Origin of the sequence: Sulfitobacter sp. OXR-159 (genome assembly GCF_034377145.1) — a bacterium.
GTDB lineage: Bacteria > Pseudomonadota > Alphaproteobacteria > Rhodobacterales > Rhodobacteraceae > Sulfitobacter.
In genome coordinates this window covers 2,953,061-2,967,769 of sequence record NZ_CP139707.1, presented here as the reverse complement: position 1 = coordinate 2,967,769, position 14,709 = coordinate 2,953,061, and the positions used below count along the sequence as shown (strand labels likewise).

Genomic DNA, 14,709 nt, shown 5'->3' with positions numbered 1-14,709 from the left:
GGTTAGGAGGCGTCAGAGCCGTAGCAGAAGCTCTCAACGCGGCGAAGGAGGATATCGACGTCCTGCATGGTGACGATCCGGAGACGGCCCTTTTTCGAATTGGAGTAAGGATCGACAGTGATATCGAGCCCGCCCCACATACCGACGACCACGTCAGCCCAGTTGCCGAAGAACAGGTCGCCCGCGACGATCTGGTTTGTGACTTCGGAGCGATAGCCGTTCACCGTGTTGCCGCTTTCCCAGATGGGCGAGCCGTTGGTGCCGTCGAACTTCTCGGTAGTCTTCAGGTGGCCACGCATGCCGGCGCCCATCGCATAGGCCATCGAATTGACGTCCGCGTTGTCCGAGGCGATCTTGGTCTCCATCTGCACCACTTCGGCGTAGGTCGGCAGAGCCGCACCACCACCGGAGGCAGCACCGCCGAAGTCTACCGCGTTCACGCCGGCATAGTTTTTGATGCCGCGCGGCTGATTGTTCGACCCGGTGCCGTAGAAACCAGCCTTATCGATGGTAAGCGCGAGAGCCGATGCCAGATCGCGACGGACCAGCGCCTCCATGTCGATGCTGGACTGCTTCAACAGCTTACGCGTGATCTCCGAATAGGCGGCGACGGTCTTCGGCGACATGGCCAACTGGCCGAGCTCCAGACCGTCCTCGGTCGCGTCCTCGTCCTCACCGATCCAGTAGCCGGAAGCACCCGACGCTTGCAGCGGAATATCCACGTTGCCGACCAGACCGGACAATGGCGTGGCTAGACGCATGAGCACTGCACGGTTGCGCAGCATGTCGATGAACGACTGAGACATCAGCGTAGTGGCGATGGCGTTACCACCCGTATCGCCGTCAGCTGCCCCGCTGGTCCCCGAGTTGAGCGCGCGGGTCAGAACTTCAGGCGGCACCATGATGCCCTCGGCCGAACGGCCCATTGCCTGCGCGGCCGCTTCCGACGCTTCGAATTCAAACGCGGCGGCTTCCTGTGCGCGACGGTTGGTCGGATCGGACAGCGCGCGGATTGCGCGGACGAAGGAGAACTGGTCCTGCTCGCGCTCGGTCAGGCCCGCATTGTGGCGATCCGACAGCGGCGTGGCATTGCGACGACCGCCGTCCAGATGATCGAGCAGCGCCTGACGGAACTGATCAACATCCTGCCCATCACGAACGGCATCACGTGCCAGATCGTCGGCACCATACTGCTCGCCCATTTCCATGATCGAGCGAACGCGAGCGCGCTCGGCTTCGGAGCCAGTGCGCTGCGCTTGGCGGGTGTTTTCACCCGCCTCCTCAATCGTTTCGAGGACTTCAACGATCTTGCCGTCCTTGTCCACCATTGCGCGCACGAGGTTGCCCGCGCTGTCCCGCAAAATTCGTTCCATAGTTTCGCTCCGTTCCTGCGATTGATTGGACGCACCCTCGTCCGCATTTGTCGCTTCAGTATCGGAAGCCGCCCCGCTGGCTTCCTCTGGCGGGTTCCCCGCGTCCATTTCGCGACCGACGCCGACCGAGGGATCGGCAGCGACAGCGACGATGGACACCTCGTAGGGCTCCCAATCGAGAACCCGAACCATATCGGCCTGCCCGGCGCGCTCCTCGACCTCGATCTTGTGAACCATGTAGCCAACCGAGACGTGGCGCCGGATGCCGTCCACCACGTCCTGCCAGATTTCATCGGCCCGAGCGCCGCGCCCGAACTTGACCACGGCCCGCCCGCGGCGATCCGCATCGATGCGCGCCTCGGTCACGACGCCGATCTGGTCGTCCCAATCGTGATTGACGAGCAGCGCTGCGCCACCCAGCATCCGATCCATCCGAACGGAGGCAGGATCATGCGAAAGCACCTCGACGCCGAACCAGCGCTCGACCTCGATCTCCGAAGAGAAGGCGAGCTCGACCGTCCGCGCTTCTTCGTCAATTTTGCCGACCGATGCGACCCGAGCCAGACCACGCTGCCCGCCCTCGCGTGCGGCGTTGATCTGCTCCGGCGTGACCGACCGAGTAAGAGAGCGACCGACGAGATCAGCTGCCGTCAGCACCCGAGCCCCCGTCGCCTTGGTTTCCGGCACTTTGACCGGCTGAGTTTGCTGAGCCATTAGACCCCTCCGCTTTCTGAAGAACGACCGCGCTGATGATTTCCTCGGGAATTCCAGCGGCGCGCATGTCAGCGATATCCCGAGCGATATCGCGCCAAACCGTCTGTGGGTCTTGGCCGCGATCACGGATGATCTGCGACGGAGACATCAGAAGGTTATTCTTTGCCGTCACGGCAGCTTTCACGTCCGCGTTCGGATCGATCCAATCCCAGCGGCGCGGTTGCCATGCGACCTGTGAGAACTTGCCCAGCTTCTCGGCTGGCAGGGGCTTGCCGCCGCGCTTGATCTTTCCAGCGACCAGCGACCGCTTCAGCCAGCGCGTGAATATCGGCGCCATCAGGCTCTCCACTACCCACTCCTGCAGGTCTTTCCAGTGTTCGCGCTCGTCGATGGTCCCCTGCCGGATAGACGAGTAATTCACGCCCTCAAGATCAGATGCCAGATTGTTGTAGGCGACCCCGAGCCCGGCCGAGATGCCGCGCAGCTGGTGCTTAGCGAACACCGCGAACTCTCCCGAGGGATAGGTCGGGTTGTATTCCTTGAACCGCGCGCCGGCAGGGAGCTCATGATAGACGCCCGCCTCGCTTTCGATTTCCACCTCGATGGGCTCATCATTCTCGTCCACGGCGTCTGCGCCGTAGCCTTCATCCCACTCGATAAAGCCAGCTTTGTTCGCGCCCTCGCGTGCGTTGACCAGAGCCGCCTTCTCGACTTGCTCCAGCTGGTGCATCCGCCAGAGCGCCGTCGCCATCCACGGCAGGCCGCGTTTCTGGCCGATCATGTCCGACACAAACGGATGGATGATCTGATCGGCCGGAATGCGGACGAAGGACCGACCGCCATAGGAGTAGTCGCTCTCTTCGGCCGCGGTGGTGGTGAAGTAGTAGGCGACCGGACGACCGTACTGGCTGAACTCGATGCCGTGCCGGATGAACCGACCGCCGGCCAGCTTGACCTCGTCCAGATCAACCGGGCAGCGCTGCGGATCAATCACGTTAAGCGCGAAGCCCCACGGCCCAGCATCACGGCCGGTCACGATCTGCACGAAGAACTCGCCATCGCGCGCCGCGGTCTGGACCGCGAGCCCTTGCAACTGACGAAGGGGTAGGCGCCCGGTCACGTCGCAATTCTCGGCCTTCGACCATTCGGCCCACGCCGCTTCGATTGCCGCATTAGCCTCCATGTCGAGCGAGCCGTCATCGTCTTTCGACTGCGCCTGCATCTGGATGCCGCGCGGCCCGATGATATTTTGCCTGACCATGCGCAGGAAGGCGCGACCGTGGTCGTTGTTCGCCGCCTGCTCACGCGAGCGCGCGACCAGCGCCCGGAGGTTCCGCCGGATTACATCGTCGGCCGTCAGCGGCGTGGTCGACCAATTACCGGTCAGCCGGTCGGATTGCCCGGCGTCGAACATACGCCGCCCGGCGCCGACACTGCGGCCGAGACGCGGCGCGCGCTTCTTGCCGACCTTCGGCACGTTGCTGGGCGCGTCCACGACGCGCGGCTCCTGCCGCTGCTGCGGCTCCCGCTTTCCGAACCACCGCATCAGCTAAACCTCACGCGCATCACGCGGCCGAGACGACCGCCCTTCTTGCCAGCCTTCTCGGCTTGCACTTGCGCACGATACTGCGCGCGCAGCTTGATCAGATCGGCAATCGGCGTCCGCGTCAGGCTGCGGTTATTGATCGAGTAGGACTGCTGGTCGAGCGTGGCGCGACCCTCGATCACAGCCTCGACGGCTTCCAGCACCTTGACCGCATGCGACCGACCGTCGAACGGCCCCTCAACCGCCGACAAATCCTGCAGGACTTTGACCTGCCCGTCCTCGAGTAGCCGCGTCTCGAATGTGTCGACGGCCCGCAGCTGCCACCAATATGTGCCGGGAGCCCACGCGGCCGTGGCATCCGCCGTCGCCGAGAAGGTGAACTCGTCACCATTGCGCGCCGCATCGAGTGTGATCGCCTGCGGCCCGCGCAGGATCAGCGTCAGACCCCACTCGGGCGCCGAATATTCAGGATAGGACAGCGACACACTGAACGTGATGCCCGCCGCGATTTCATTAGGGATTGAACCGGCCACAGCCTCACCATCTTGACGTCAGCGCCCGCGCCGCTTCTTCGGGCGCCACACTCTCTTTGCGCCAGCATCGCCACGCGGCCGCGCTTGTTCCTCTGGCGGGTTCCCCGCTTCGACTTCCGCGACGGCCGCGTCCTCTTCCTCGTCGCCCTCCGGCTCGACCGGATCGGCCTTCGCGGCGAGCCCGCGCACCAAACGGGCGATGTTCGGGTTAACCAGCTTGAGCGCGGCATAGGCATAGACGCGGCAATCGAGCGCCTCGTTGCGATCCCGCGTCTTGTGCCATTGGCGCACCGCGAAACCGCGCGACATCTTGGTGCGCAGCGCCTCGGCCGTGGCCTGAGCGAACCATTCCGGCTCGCGCGTGTCCGGCACATGGCAGAAGCCCGGCCCCGGCTCCGCGATGCCGAACCGCCGCGAGACGATCACCTTGGCCTCATCTACGCCGACAGGAAAAAGATGCACGACCCGCGCACGCCGTGAGCGCACCCGGCTTGGCGCAGATACAACAGGACGCCCCCATCCGGGGACACCTTTGATCGCGAAAAGCCGTCGGCCGGTCTTGCCGCGCGCGTATTCATATGCCGCCTGCGTCAAACCTCCTCCGCCGCCGGTGTCGAGACAGGCGCCGGAGATCGCCAGCTGGGCGCCGCTTTCATGTTCGAAGGTTTCCCCGAGGACGGCGTCGAGCTCCTCCCAGACTTCGGCACGGAGCGGATCGCCCCAAAGTACGCGGTAGTCGACAGACCAACTCTCCTCGCCGAGCCCCCAGCCGACGATTTCGACCTCCAAACGATCTCCCTGCATATCGATACCGGCGGTAAGGACGGCCGCGTCCATTGGCACCGGGGCAGGGAAGGGGTGCGCGCGCGCCAAGAGCTCGGCGCTTTCTACTTGGTCGCCTTCCTCCTCCCACGTTTCCGCAAGCGAGACGTTCACGAAGGTTTGCATATCCCCCGCCGCCTTCTTGTCGAGGAAGGACTGCACCACGTCCTGCAGACGCCGGAAGCAGGAATAGAGCTCGTTGAGATGGAACGAGGCATGGCCCCGGAACGGCCGCGCGGCGATCCAGCCCGCGCCCTTGGCCTCGGCCATGCGGATCGCGCCGATGCGCTCGGCATCGGACCAGACGACGCCGCAGTCCTCGCAGATATAGCCTGCGGTTTCCGGCCGGTGGTCGCCATCCTCGCCCTTGTCCCACGTTACCTGCGACCATTTGAGATGCTGCGAGTGATCACAGTGGGGGCAGAGGACGTGGAAGCGCCGCTGGTCGCCTTCTTCGAACGCCCCCTCGATATACGACGCGCCTTTGATCGTCGGCGTCGAAATTTCCAGCAGGAGCCGCTGATCGCCGAAGGTCGCAGCGCGCTGCCAGAGCAGGGACACCGGATGCCCCTCATGCGTCCGGTCGTAGCCGTCCGTTTCGTCGCAAACGATAAAGGGAGCGGATCGGCCCCGCATGGTCTTAGGCGAACCCGACCAGCTAAACATCAAGAACCCGCCGGGGTAGGACTTCATGCGCTGGTTATTTACGCCATCGCGGCCTCTGGGCTTCGCAAGAAGTGACTGCAGGCGTTCGTTTGCGTCAATGAGCGGATTGAACTTTGTTTCAAGCCAAGTTGTTAGGTCGCCCTGGCTGGGCTGCATCATAATTTGGCTGACCGGGTTGAAGCTGATCCGATATGCCTGCGCGCAGAGCGCCGTCTGCGTTTTTCCGACCTGCGCACCCCACATCAGGGTGATCCGCATGCACCGTGGATCGGCAGTTAGATCGATCACCTCCCGTTGATACGGGGCGTTATCGAACCGCATCGGACCCGGAACTGCGTTCCCTATAGGTATCTGGATATTTTCTTCAGCCCAATCTGATGGCTTCAGGTTCGGAGGGGGGCGTAAGAATTCCCGCGCCGAACGCGTTGCACGGATTACCGCGCGCGCGTTTGAGAAATCTGCGCGCTCCTTCACTGCCCACCCTTTGCCTCTTCATCTTCTTCGGTTTCCGTAAGGTCTTCTTCATGGATCAGGTCCATATCGGCCAAAGCCGCGAGCGCGTGGTCGATTTCCTCAAGCAGCACCTCTTTGAACCGCGTTTCGTCGGCCTCACCGATAAGGCGCCTCACTGCACGGCCCGGCACCACATTGCGTAGGCCCGCTCGAACCTCCCCGAATGCTTTAATCAAAGCGCGTTGGTACTGCTCCACAGGCACGAGCTCATTCCTGTCGCGGGAAAGGTCGAGCTCGGCTTGCTCCGTTTCAGCGGCCAGCTTTCGCTTCTTTAGCTCCTCCATTGAGGAGTTGATTGCACCACTGGCTTGCGCCCGGATGTCGTCATCCCGCCACTCTCGAACCTCAGCGGAGTTGAAGCTCCACGCTTTGCCTCTCCCGCCGCGCTCTACGACGGGACATCCGCGTCTGATCCAGTCATCTAGGGTGGGCATAGAGATGCCGAGATGGTCGGCCATCTCGGTTCTGTTCAGCAGCTGCCCCCGCCGGCCCTTTCGGCTCACACGCTCACCTCATTGGGATATAATAATAAAGTCGAAATCCCGGCGCCTCGCACAAATAAATTTTCGCGCGTACGCACACCCTCATTGGAAATTTTCCAGTAAGTACCTAAAGTTACCAGACCCCTCTGGCATACTCTTGCCTTTGGCAATGTTGTCCGCCGCCCACAGTGGCTGCAGATTCGGCAGCGACCAACACGCCCTCCACTGGGTCGGATCAGTTAAGTCGAACGCATACTGTGGGAGGACATGATCGATGTGTATTTCTCCACGATCAAATGCATCCCACGACATCCCCTCAGTGAACAGCGCTTCGAAGTGCTCCCGGAATTCATCTATCGAATAGCCGAGGTGCGCCTCTACCACACGTGACCTACCGCGAGTTGACGTAATCTGCCGAATGCGATCTCCAATCCAGTCGTTACGCGCATACTTGCGTATGGCTCTTCGCTTCCGTTCCTTGTCGTTGAACGCAGGATCAAATCGATATCGCAGGCTGTACTTTTCGCTAGGCGATAGCCTTGGGTCTCTCCATGGCATACCAGCGCGGATGAAATGCTCGCCTTTTTCGTCCGGTGACGCGCTCACCAGCCAACGGCGATATGTTTTCACGTGCTCTCGCACCTGCACGGGCTTTCGCATCCGATACGCGTGCCATGCTTTTACGTGGTGGTTCGCGTTTCGCCGCGCTGTAGCCCGCACGCGCCGCTTATAGTCCCGCCGCGCCGCCCGATCACACGCACGACACTGAGATTTCTGGCGGCCCTCATCGACACGCGAATGTGTTTCTTGGCAGGTCGAGCAGACGAACAGCCCGATAGCATGAAGCCAGCGCTTGTTTGATCGGGCGAAGAAACGTCGCTCAAACCCCTCAAAGTCTCGATCATCCGACCGTCGCAGGTGGTTCCGCCAACCATTACAAACCAAGCATACCTTTTTGCGTTTCCCTGAATGCAACAACTCAGAGCACCGGGATTTCTCACACTTTGAACAAACGAACATCAAAGCCCAGCCCCTTCATTTTCATCTGCAGCGCGCCCCTCTTCAAAGGGGAGCGCGTGATCAGGACACGCCGCGAGGAACACATCATAGCCGTCGCCGATCTCGACGCGGGTCCGCGCAGTGTCCAAGCGCGAGCGCGAGGGCAGGCTGTCACGCCACGCCTCGCAAGCCGCCCGCTCAGTCTCGGTAACCGCGCCCGTCCTCTTCATGGTCGCGCACCCGCTCGCGAGCAGCAGTAACTCTACGACGCAAATGAGCAGCACGATCCTCGTCAAATTCCACAGCGGCATCCAACGCGTCCTCCTTGCCAGTGCGCCGCCCCCGGCGCCAAGCCGTGCCGAGCGCGGCAATCACCGCGACAGCACCGCCCAACGCTGCGAGCAGCCATGCCTGCAGCCTGCCGATCATTCGGCCCCCGAGCGGAACGCCCGCCAAACCACGATGCCCAAGCCAAACACGGCCAAGCCGGTGAAGCCCCAAGTGACCAGCTGATCAGAAAGCAGTGGCGCCGCCTCATTCACAACACGCTCGGCCGCGACCGCCACAGCCGCCACCCCGGTGCCTTCCTTCGCCACCTTCTTCGCCTTCTCAGGCGTGGGCTCCGGAGCAAAGCGCCGCTCGCGCTTCGGGAACTTCGTACCCCAGCTGCGCGCCGGCCCGGTGTCGATGTGCATGAACCCGAGGTGCGGATAATAGCCAAAGCCAGTGAAGCCCTCGGCGCGCGCCGCCTGCTCAAATGCCTCGGGATCGTGGTTATCCATGCGGATATCGAACGCCATGCCGCGCATGTGGTAGCTGCTTTTGGCCCCGCCGACGCGTCTATTGTGCGCCGGATCACGGTAGGCGCTGGTCACCAGCATAGGAGAGCCGAGCCGGACACGCAGCCTCTGAAGCCGGTTCATGGCGTCGACACTGAGCTTCAGGCTGCCGTCACCCTTCGACGCCATCTCGCTGGGGGAGAAGTTCTTCCACCGCCAGCCCGTTACCTTCGACCAATGAGCCGCCTCAATCATTTCTTTAGTCATTACGCCCTCCGCGTTTTGCGCCTACACGCCGCCGCAGCTGCGCCACCGTTCGCGTGAAAGCATTGTGATCGGGAAACCAAGGTGCCTGCCAGATGGACCAATTCCGCCGCTCGCGCGCAGGGATCAGCAGCCAGAGCAGCACCAGCAAGTGATAGAGCCCGCGTAAGAAGATCAGGCTGAAAACGATGTTGACCGCAGTGCCGGTCATGCCGAACCAGAGCGACCACCAAGACGGATCGAGCGAACGGATCACCAACGGAGTAAACTCCCAATAGATCGAGCGCGCGACGTAAGACACCACGACCAGCGCAATCCCGACCGACAAGCGATATGTCGGGCTTTGATCCCGGTGGAAAGCGTGCGGGGTGAACCCACGCACAACCATGTATGCGAGCACCAAGCCCGCGCCGGACAGCAACACCACCACCCAATCAACCATCACGGACCCCACGCTCTCGCTGCAACTCTTCCACTAAACTCTCCAATCGTGCCGCCCGACGCTTTACGGCATCGACGTGCGCGCGGTTGCCGCGCCGCAGTGCTTCTGCCTCGGCCCTTTGCTCGGAAGCCTCTGACGGTTGACCAGACACCCACGCCCACATTTTACGGATCACGACGCCCCTCCAGCTCCAGCACGCGCGTCAACGCATCCATGCTCGAATTTGACGCCTCGGCGATCTCTCTGATTTCGCGCGCGCTTTCGCGGCTGTCTTTGATCCGGTCGCTCTGCACTTTCTCGTAGGCTCGGAACAAATACAGACAGGCATAAGACAGCCCAAGGATCACAGCCCCCGGCAGCCCGTAGATTTCTATGAATGCGCCAGTGTCCATGGGCCTCGCTTCCGGTTCCGCCGTTGCCACGCATTACGCGACCTCTCCTGAACCATTTTGACCGGCCCGGGCCGGCATTCCCTCTGGCGGGTTGCCTCGGAGAATTTCACGCACCCTAGACACCGAAAGACCGATCTGGTCAGCGATCTCAGCAGGCGCCAGCCCTTTGACCCGATGCAGCTGGTGGATGCCCCAAGCGCGCCAATTCCGCTCCAGATATCTCAGGTTTGAGGTTTGGAGGATTTCACCGCCGAAGGCTGCAGAGAGCCGGCGCGCGTCTTTCCAGCCCAGAATGCGAACCAGATCGTGATCAAGATGCAAGCGCTTGGGAACGTAGATGCAGACACGCCACGACCGGCCGGTGCTGCCGCGCATTTCCTCGATCAGCCGGCAGGTTTTCGCCCGGCCGATCACCTCGGCGATCTCGCCAGCCACACCGACAAGCGGCAACTCCGGAGGCGAAGACAAAGCGGGTACGAGCGCGCCATCCGTCAAACCGCCTCGCTTTCCGCCTCGATGGCGATCACGGCCGCATCGAGCAGCGCGCGCATGTCAGCCGCCCGGTCACCCCGTTGGTTACCCCAGTGTATGCGCCCGGCGCGGACGTCCGCGATGCCAGCATAGCAAGCCAGCACTTCGCCGCTGTCAGCGATCCACAGATCCACATTCCCAAGCAGAACGTCACAACGCATCGTCACCAGCCCAGCTGTGGTCTCGAAAAAGTCCTTGCCATCGCCCATCACGGCTTGATCCCAATCGCGCGCAGCTGGTCGCCGGTCACCAGCGCGAGCTCCATCATCCGCGTAGCCACATCAGCGCCGAACGAAGATGCCGCAACGAACTTGCCATCGTTGATCCGTTCGGCCCAAAACTTCGCCCGGTCGTCAATCGACGCCGGCGCAGAGCGAGCAGGGTAGGCGGTCTCTTCGCGCCACGCGCCGTCTCTCAGCCAATTCTGCGCCTTCTTCGCATAGCCACGCTGGACCTCTGGTGTGGCGCCGTACCGTTGCGCCAGAACCACCAGCCGCGCCGGGTTGGCGCCGTCCTCGACGGCATCACACCACGCCCGGTAGACCGCGTCCCGCTCCGTCGCCTTGGGGTGCGCCCGACAGAACTGATCAAATTTCTCAGACACACCCACCCAGGGGGCGCTTTCGCGCGCCCGCGCCTTACTGGTTATCTTTATAGGTTCCCTTACAGGGTTAGTGTCCGGATTCCGGACACGGCTTTGCCCCAAATCCGGACACGGCTTTGCCTGTTTTCCGGACACGGCTCCGTGTCCGGTTTCCGGACACGGCTTTTCTATTTGTTCCGATTCCGTTCCGTGTCCGGTTTCCGGACACGGAACTACATCATCAGGTATGAAGCCATCCTCGAACCCCAGAATGTAGCGCGTGGACTTTTGGCGATGCGTGGTCGGATTGAACCGAGTTTCACGCCGGATAAGCCCAGCGCTCTCAAGCGACTTAAGATGCTCATTAAGAGCCGAACGCGAGATGCAGGCATCCCGAGCGAGTGTGTCCTGAGAGGGGAAACAGCCCATGTCAGGATTGTGCCGATCCGCCAGACACAGCAAGATCAGCTTAGTCGCGGGTTTCAGACCGCGCTGGGCGAACGCCCAATTCGTGGCAACGTGGCTCATGCCCCCTCCAACGGCCGGCTTGGCGCGGCCTTAATGAGTGTTCGAAAGCCGTACCGGGCGAGCGCTGCTAGCGCGTCGTCAACGGAGCGGATGATGGCGTATGGGAAGCCCTGCGCTTCTACAGCAGCCTGAAATGCGCGCTGGGCTGACGATTGCGTGCCAGTGCGAGACTTTGTCTCAAGGAACAGGATGCGGCCCTCAGAGATCAGGATCAGATCAGAGAACCCCGGATAGACGCCCATCCCGGTGAGAATGCCCTGCTTAATCTTCGCGGCTTTGCCGCCCCCGGTCACCTCGTTTGCCGAGTGGTGCAAGATCGAGCCACGGGGCAAGACTTGGCGCAGGTCTTTGACGACTGCCCGCTGGATATCCGCCTCCGGTGTCCCGCGCCGCTTCATGATAGTCCCCCGCCCGAAGGCTCTCGGCCGGAGCAGCCGCTGTGTTCACGCATTGCCGTGTTTACATAGGGACAAACCGAAGCCCCGGACGGGCCACGGCCCGCATGCGCGATTGGTCTTGAACGGCGGAGCCACGATACCCAGCCTAAGAAATGCCCGTCCTTTCTCGTGCGCGGCACGGTAGTAGCGCCACGGATATGAGCACTTAAGCAGGCTGCTGCCCTTGCTTTGTGCTGCCCCCCAAGCCCTTGACCACGCCCTGAGCGCGCCACAGGATGCGGGCAATTAGAAGCTGACGAATTAAAGGACCGATTATGACCAGTATTTACCGAGCAAGCCGGCTTGCTTTCATTCTGCTCCTGCCACTGCTCCCCTCGGCCGTAAGCGCAGAAGCGTTTCCCGGAGCGGCCGCAAAAGCCAAGTGCGAAGCGGAGTGGGGCAATGACTATTCGATGCAGGCCTACTGCCTTTCTGAGCAGCGTAAGGGCTTCGGACAAGTCCTCGAAATGAAATCGAACTTGATGCCGGAATTGATCGGCGCGGTTGAGCAATGCGAACGGGACTGGACTGACGACTTCGTCATGCAGGCCTACTGTATCTCCGAACAGATCAAGGCCAAAAAGTCTCTTGAGCAGAACTGGGACGGCCCCCCAGCGGATGTGGTGTCGGAGATCAAACGAAAATGCGAAGCTGATTGGCTGGACGATTACGTTATGCAGGCGTACTGCACGACCGAACAAGTAAAGGCTTGGCGAACCCTTCAATAGCAGGTTCTTGCTGGTCGCGATGAGATTGTTAGCGCAATGCCATTTGGAGTGGCAGGGCGCTCCTGCATAAACACTCATGATCTCAACTCGCTTCCACTGAGCGCATCAATTCGGCTAGGGCGGCGATAGCTTCCGGCCCTTCTTTCCGGAGCGGTTCAGGGTCATTGTTCACAAGCAGGGCAAATATAGCGGGGGCCAGATCAGCAGCCTCTCGCAGCGCTTGATCCGCTTGGCTTGAAATAGCCCGGGGACCATCCGCATCACTGAGGCGACCAGCCATCAATCGCGTGATCGGAGCTCGCCCAAGAGCATCCTCCAGCGGACCGTAGCTTTCACAGCCAATAGCAGCATCGCCCGAGCACTGTTTCGAGATTGTACCTTTGGAGCACCCCAAGAACGCAGCGGCGGCGTCAAAGCCACCGAAGTCGTCGATCAGCTGACGGTACAGCGAACGAATAGCTGCACCCTCGTAGACCTTACGCATTAAAAACCTCGTTTTCTTGGATGGAATTACCGCCCAGCGCAGGCTGATGGCGTGAGACAGAAGCTCGGACATGAAGGGATTTGGCAAAGCATGCGCTCATACGGACTTCCCCAGAGCTTTGCAGGAATTATCCTGCTCAGCGCGATGGGGTCCTCGGATGTACTCCAGCACTCTCTGCGCCACATCCAAGGTGCAACTCCCTCCGGCATCAAGCGTACGATGCAGACGATTGTTGCCCACAGCATTCTTACAAAGCGTGGCCGTAGAGCAGCCGCGCCTTCGCGCTTCTCTCTCGATCAGAAGTTTAAGCTCATTCGAAGTCATGCACCCAGCATAGGGGATTATAGTCCCCCAATGTCAAGGGACATTCGTCGCCTTACGCAGATTGCCCGCCAAGGATATTCATACTGACATGAGAACTTTCCGAGAAGCTCTACTAGACAGACTCGCAGAAACGGGAACCTCCTTACGGCAGGTCGCCGAAGGATCAGGCGTGTCCTACGAGCAGCTCAAGAAGCTCAAGCAGATAGAGACGCGCTCCACTAACGTTGAAGATGCAATGAAGGTGGCTGATTACTTCGGCTTGACGTTGGACGAGTTCGTTCTGGGTCAACGAGCGTCAAGCCCATCTGGCATAGTTCGGCTTCTAGCGTCCCTATCACCTGAGGCCCGGAACTTTCTAGTAAACGCTGCAAAAGCACAACTTGCTGCGGAGGGGGACAAACCTGAGCAGCCTCAAGACACCTCAAAATAGATTGCACACCCACACCGTTCCCCTCGAATATTTGGCTCAAATTAGGTGGAACGTAGCAAGAACACCTAAGCCGCGCAATGTTGGCGCGACTGTTCTTGCGCTTGCGCAGACGCTTTGCAATTGCTCTGATGATCTCGTTGAGTTCAGAAAGAAATAAGGAATTTGGAATGGCGCTTATCAAGAAATGTAAGACCTGTAAGGGGAGCGTTTCAACGTCTGCCAAGGTCTGCCCGCATTGCGGACAAAAGCTAAAAGGTGGAATCATGGGTCTGATATACAGGGGGTTGGTGCCCACTGTGGTGTTCGTGCTGTTGGTGGGCTCCTTACTGCCTGAGCCCGAGGTTGATGGCCAAAGCGTGGCTGCACAGCCTACAACCTCGAACGTGGCAAACACCGGAACCCAAGCCCCCATCATTCCAACCCAGCAGCAGGATTTCATAAGAGCAATCGAGAAGGCTCGTTCGCTTGCTAAGACAGCAGATAATGACATGCAAAAGGGCGCCGCTCTACGAAATAGAGAAGACACGCTCTGCAATGGCTTGCCTGCTTCGAAGGCAATTTCTGACTGGAGGGGGAAGATCTACAGTATAAGCGCCAATGGTGATGGCAAAGGTGTTCTGGTGGTAACAATAGGTGAAGATGCGTGGGCTTCTACTTGGAACAACGCGTTCTCTGACATTTCGTATGGCACCCTCATAGAGACAGGCACACGCCTATTCGAAAATGTGAGCTCGCTTTCCTCAGGCACAGACATCGTATTCTCGGGCCGATTTCTTCCGTCTGACGAGGGGTGCTTGAGCACTCAAAACATCACCCTGAACAGCAAGCTCACCAAGCCTGAATTCGTTTTTCAGTTCGAATCTGTCTCAGCAGCTGACTGAGCGAACCAGACCAAATGGGGATAAAAGTCCCCATTTAACTTGACGGGGATAAAAGTCCCCACTACTGTCTTCCTAACCACGGGAGACAGCCAGTGACAAACCGCAACACCCTCACCAAAGCAATCACCGCCGTACTCGCGGTTTTAATCGTCGTGGCATTTGCCCGAGCTGCCCTCGAAACCGCCACGGCCATGCCGGACATGGCCGAGCGCACTCGCATCGCGGCGATGTACTGATGGCAGGTACTGTCGAGAGAAG

Annotated in this window: 19 protein-coding genes and 1 pseudogene; 4 read left to right on the top strand and 16 right to left on the bottom strand. The window is 60.6% G+C overall.

Annotated elements, in window-relative coordinates; translation table 11 throughout:
• Positions 1–2: 2 nt before the first annotated feature.
• The 15 genes and pseudogenes from T8A63_RS15235 to T8A63_RS15165 form a co-directional block, all read right to left on the bottom strand.
• A complete protein-coding gene (locus T8A63_RS15235; RefSeq protein ID WP_322344302.1) occupies positions 3–2,087 on the bottom strand; it encodes a phage major capsid protein in 2,085 nt (694 codons plus the stop codon).
• Positions 2,014–3,633, bottom strand: coding sequence for a phage portal protein (locus tag T8A63_RS15230; RefSeq protein WP_322344301.1), 1,620 nt, complete (start codon positions 3,631–3,633; stop codon positions 2,014–2,016). The genes T8A63_RS15235 and T8A63_RS15230 overlap by 74 nt, the downstream gene beginning before the upstream one ends.
• A complete protein-coding gene (locus T8A63_RS15225; protein ID WP_322344300.1) occupies positions 3,633–4,166 on the bottom strand; it encodes a hypothetical protein in 534 nt (177 codons plus the stop codon). The genes T8A63_RS15230 and T8A63_RS15225 overlap by 1 nt, the downstream gene beginning before the upstream one ends.
• Positions 4,167–4,184: 18 nt before the next feature.
• Entirely contained in the window at positions 4,185–6,128 is a 1,944-nt protein-coding gene (locus tag T8A63_RS15220) for a phage terminase large subunit family protein (RefSeq protein ID WP_322344299.1), read from the bottom strand.
• Positions 6,125–6,625, bottom strand: a complete 501-nt coding sequence (locus T8A63_RS15215) for a terminase small subunit (protein WP_416153218.1) — start codon at positions 6,623–6,625, stop codon at positions 6,125–6,127. The genes T8A63_RS15220 and T8A63_RS15215 overlap by 4 nt, the downstream gene beginning before the upstream one ends.
• Positions 6,626–6,751: 126 nt before the next feature.
• Positions 6,752–7,279 carry a hypothetical protein gene (locus T8A63_RS15210; RefSeq protein ID WP_322344297.1) on the bottom strand — a complete coding sequence of 176 codons (528 nt, stop codon included), beginning with the start codon at positions 7,277–7,279 and terminating at the stop codon, positions 6,752–6,754.
• 389 nt (positions 7,280–7,668) lie between these two features.
• Positions 7,669–7,878 carry a hypothetical protein gene (locus T8A63_RS15205; RefSeq protein WP_322344296.1) on the bottom strand — a complete coding sequence of 70 codons (210 nt, stop codon included), beginning with the start codon at positions 7,876–7,878 and terminating at the stop codon, positions 7,669–7,671.
• A gap of 195 nt (positions 7,879–8,073) precedes the next feature.
• Positions 8,074–8,694 (bottom strand): YcbK family protein, encoded by a 621-nt coding sequence (locus T8A63_RS15200; protein WP_322344295.1) that lies wholly within the window; start codon positions 8,692–8,694, stop codon positions 8,074–8,076.
• On the bottom strand, positions 8,687–9,133 hold the full coding sequence (locus T8A63_RS15195; RefSeq protein WP_322344294.1) for a hypothetical protein: 447 nt from the start codon (positions 9,131–9,133) through the stop codon (positions 8,687–8,689). Before T8A63_RS15195 ends, T8A63_RS15200 begins: the two co-directional genes overlap by 8 nt.
• A gap of 164 nt (positions 9,134–9,297) precedes the next feature.
• Positions 9,298–9,525, bottom strand: coding sequence for a hypothetical protein (locus tag T8A63_RS15190; RefSeq protein ID WP_322344293.1), 228 nt, complete (start codon positions 9,523–9,525; stop codon positions 9,298–9,300).
• Between the two features lie 33 nt (positions 9,526–9,558).
• Entirely contained in the window at positions 9,559–10,020 is a 462-nt protein-coding gene (locus tag T8A63_RS15185; protein WP_322344292.1) for a hypothetical protein, read from the bottom strand.
• Entirely contained in the window at positions 10,017–10,265 is a 249-nt protein-coding gene (locus tag T8A63_RS15180) for a hypothetical protein (RefSeq protein WP_322344291.1), read from the bottom strand. Before T8A63_RS15180 ends, T8A63_RS15185 begins: the two co-directional genes overlap by 4 nt.
• Positions 10,265–10,660, bottom strand: a complete 396-nt coding sequence (locus tag T8A63_RS15175; RefSeq protein ID WP_322345795.1) for a hypothetical protein — start codon at positions 10,658–10,660, stop codon at positions 10,265–10,267. The genes T8A63_RS15180 and T8A63_RS15175 overlap by 1 nt, the downstream gene beginning before the upstream one ends.
• A 318-nt stretch (positions 10,661–10,978) precedes the next feature.
• Positions 10,979–11,167, bottom strand: a pseudogene (locus tag T8A63_RS15170) (helix-turn-helix domain-containing protein); the annotation flags it as partial.
• The gene (locus T8A63_RS15165; RefSeq protein WP_322344290.1) at positions 11,164–11,565 is read right to left on the bottom strand and encodes a VRR-NUC domain-containing protein; all 402 of its coding nucleotides are present in this window, start codon (positions 11,563–11,565) and stop codon (positions 11,164–11,166) included. The pseudogene T8A63_RS15170 and the gene T8A63_RS15165, both read right to left, overlap by 4 nt.
• A gap of 314 nt (positions 11,566–11,879) precedes the next feature.
• Between T8A63_RS15165 and T8A63_RS15160 the strand changes: the two genes are divergently transcribed.
• Positions 11,880–12,332, top strand: a complete 453-nt coding sequence (locus T8A63_RS15160; protein ID WP_322344289.1) for a hypothetical protein — start codon at positions 11,880–11,882, stop codon at positions 12,330–12,332.
• An 82-nt stretch (positions 12,333–12,414) separates the two neighbouring features.
• On the opposite strand, the gene T8A63_RS15155 is transcribed toward T8A63_RS15160, so the two are convergent.
• Entirely contained in the window at positions 12,415–12,888 is a 474-nt protein-coding gene (locus tag T8A63_RS15155; protein WP_322344288.1) for a hypothetical protein, read from the bottom strand.
• Between the two features lie 340 nt (positions 12,889–13,228).
• Between T8A63_RS15155 and T8A63_RS22425 the strand changes: the two genes are divergently transcribed.
• The 3 genes from T8A63_RS22425 (at position 13,229) to T8A63_RS15145 (ending at position 14,687) form a co-directional block, all read left to right on the top strand.
• Positions 13,229–13,570: a helix-turn-helix domain-containing protein gene (locus T8A63_RS22425; RefSeq protein WP_416153217.1), complete on the top strand. Its 342-nt coding sequence runs from the start codon at positions 13,229–13,231 to the stop codon at positions 13,568–13,570.
• Between the two features lie 167 nt (positions 13,571–13,737).
• Positions 13,738–14,451 (top strand): hypothetical protein, encoded by a 714-nt coding sequence (locus T8A63_RS15150; RefSeq protein WP_322344287.1) that lies wholly within the window; start codon positions 13,738–13,740, stop codon positions 14,449–14,451.
• Positions 14,452–14,543: 92 nt separating this feature from the next.
• Positions 14,544–14,687, top strand: coding sequence for a hypothetical protein (locus T8A63_RS15145; protein ID WP_322344286.1), 144 nt, complete (start codon positions 14,544–14,546; stop codon positions 14,685–14,687).
• Positions 14,688–14,709: the final 22 nt, after the last annotated feature.